This is a genomic window from Dietzia sp. DQ11-71 (assembly GCF_014144995.1).
Lineage (GTDB): Bacteria > Actinomycetota > Actinomycetes > Mycobacteriales > Mycobacteriaceae > Dietzia > Dietzia kunjamensis.
Map to the genome: position 1 here is coordinate 1 of NZ_JAALDT010000271.1, position 2345 is coordinate 2345.

General features: G+C 66.1%; 3 protein-coding genes. All 3 read right to left on the reverse strand.

The features are described 5' to 3' along the window. Positions 1-85: 85 nt before the first annotated feature. A complete protein-coding gene (locus G6023_RS10160) occupies positions 86-1087 on the reverse strand; it encodes a site-specific integrase (RefSeq protein WP_132064254.1) in 1002 nt (333 codons plus the stop codon). After that, positions 1084-2037, reverse strand: coding sequence for a tyrosine-type recombinase/integrase (locus G6023_RS10165; RefSeq protein WP_132064255.1), 954 nt, complete (start codon positions 2035-2037; stop codon positions 1084-1086). Before G6023_RS10165 ends, G6023_RS10160 begins: the two co-directional genes overlap by 4 nt. Further along, on the reverse strand, positions 2034-2345 hold a 312-nt coding region (locus G6023_RS10170), incomplete at its 5' end, for a tyrosine-type recombinase/integrase (RefSeq protein WP_182635339.1). The genes G6023_RS10170 and G6023_RS10165, both read right to left, overlap by 4 nt.

Sequence of the window (2345 nt, forward strand, 5' to 3'; positions counted from 1 at the left end):
TATTCGGCTCAGTCCGTGGTTATGTGCAGCCCGGCTGGGGACGTGCGGGCAGAACGGCTATTCCGACCCCTGCGGCTGCGCATAATCAGAGGTCTTGGAGGAAGTCGAGGAGCTGGTCTCCAGGTTTGAAGCGCGTTGATGCGGGGCTGGGATCGTCCAGTCGTTGCAGCACGGCTTCCTTGGCCGCGAGGTCGGCTTCGAGATACTGGTGGGTGACAGCTGGGCTGGAGTGGCCGAGCCACAGGGCGATGGTCGCCAGGTCGGCTCCCGACTGCAGCAAGTGCATGGCCGTGGTGTGGCGCAGCGTGTGCGGTGAGATGCGCTGGCCGCGCAGCGACGGGCACTTGTTTTCGGCAGCGGTGACGGCGCGATCGAGCCGGTCTCGTACGCCCGAGCGTGACATCGGTTTCCCGGCCCGGTTGGGGAACACCGGCGTCTCGGGTGCGGCATCAATCTTGCCCAGCCAGCCGCGCAGTTCGGAGGCGGTGTTCTTCCAGAGTGGGAGGACCCGTTCCTTGCGGCCCTTGCCGTGCAGATGCACTGCCGACTGTCGGTCGGTGAGCACGTCGCATACTTGGAGTGCGGTGATCTCGGAGACGCGGGCACCGGTGTTGTAGGTGACGGCGAGCAGAACCGCGTCTCGGCTCCCGCTCCAGGTGCTGCGATCTGGGGCTGCGAGGATCGCGGTCATCTGCTCGCGGGAGAGATAGCCCAGCACGGGCCGATCGAACCGTTTGGTGCCGATGGCCAGCACTCGGCTGGTGATCGGCAGCGATGCCGGGTCACGTAGGGCGGCATAGCGCATGAAGGAGTGAATCGCGGCGAGGCGCGCGTTGCGGGTTCGTGGACTGTTGCCGCGTGCGGTTTCAAGGTGATCGAGGAAATCCAAGACGACTGGGGCGTCCAGGTCGGCCAACTCAAGGGCGGCGGCTGGTTTGCCGGTACGCCGCTCGATGAAGCCGAACAACAGTTCAAACGCGTCGCGGTAGCTTTCCACAGTACGTGCGCTGACACCGCGTTGATCGATCAGGCGCCGCAAGAAAAAATCTTGCACCAACTGGGCGAATCCGATCTGCGGGGCCCTCATGACACACCACCGAGTGGGGAGTGCGCGAAACTTCCGAAGCGAGTGGCCACGATGTTCATCAGTTCCGGGACGGATGTGAGATACCAGTAGACGTCACGGACCTCGACGTGTCCGAGGTAGGTCGCCAGCACTGCGATTTTTGCGTCGACGTCAACGTTGTCGGCGTGCCAGGACTGAATACGCCGTACCACCATCCGATGCCGCAGGTCATGCAGCCGTGGGCTCCGGGTGCGCCCCGTCGCGCTCCAGCCCAGTTCTCGGCGCAACACGCTGAACGTGTGGTGGGCAGCCTTGTAGCTGACTCGGTCGCTGCGGTCGGTACGGAAGAACGCGTCGGTGGCGCACGGTGGCCCGTGGCGCTGTTCTCGTTCGGCCGTGTAATCGCCCATCGGCGGCAACGCGCTGGGGTGCATCGGTACCAGCCGGGCCCGGCCGCGTTTGCCGGCCCGGACCGTGAGCATGGCGGTGGCCAGATCGACGTCGTCGCACCTCAAAGCCAGTGCTTCGCTGATCCGCAGCCCGGTGCAGGCGAGCAGCCCGAACAGCGTCGCGTAGCAGTGTGGCCGTAACCCGCCGGCCGGGGCCAACCCGGCAGTGGCGCGCAGCAGGTCGCTGATCTCCTCGTCGGAGTAGACGTGTGGTGGTTTCCGGTGGCCGGCTGAACCGAGCAACCCAGGCGCCGGGACCTCGGTGGCGCCGTCCGCGGCGGCCAGGTGGCGCAGAAAACCGCGAACCGTCGTCAATCGGCGAGCCGGGTTGCGGGGATCGGATGAGAGAGTCGATGCCGCCCAATCCAGGCTCAACTCGAGCGGGATCGGACCCTTGTGACCCTTCTGATCCAGGTACCGGCCGAACGCCCGCAGTGCACGCTCCTGACTGGGCGAGCGGTAACCCAGGCCACGACGAAGCGCGATGAACTCTTCCACCCGCGGTGCCACCGTGCCCGTCATGACCGCGCCCCTGCATGAGGCCACGGAAGCGCGATCTCGCGCAGAGCCGCGACATCAACGGCTGCATAGATCCGTGTGGTGGCCAGTGACGCGTGGCCGAGCACGTCGGCGATCTCACGTAAGTTGGCCCCACGGTCGAGCAGTTCAGTGGCCAGCGAGTGTCGCAACAAGTTGCCGCCACACACTGGCGCATCGATGCCGGCGTTGTCCACCGCGCGCTGCACCGCACGGCCCACGATGCTGGTGCTGATCGGTGCGCCGACGCGCAGCCAATGCAGGACGAAGACCTCTCGAGCGTCGGTAGGGGG

Bases quoted from the DNA above. Each gene is read 5' to 3' on its own strand.
- G6023_RS10160 (WP_132064254.1), bottom strand. From the start codon at position 1,087: ATGAGGGCCCCGCAGATCGGATTCGCCCAGTTGGTGCAAGATTTTTTC.
- G6023_RS10165 (WP_132064255.1), bottom strand. From the start codon at position 2,037: ATGACGGGCACGGTGGCACCGCGGGTGGAAGAGTTCATCGCGCTTCGT.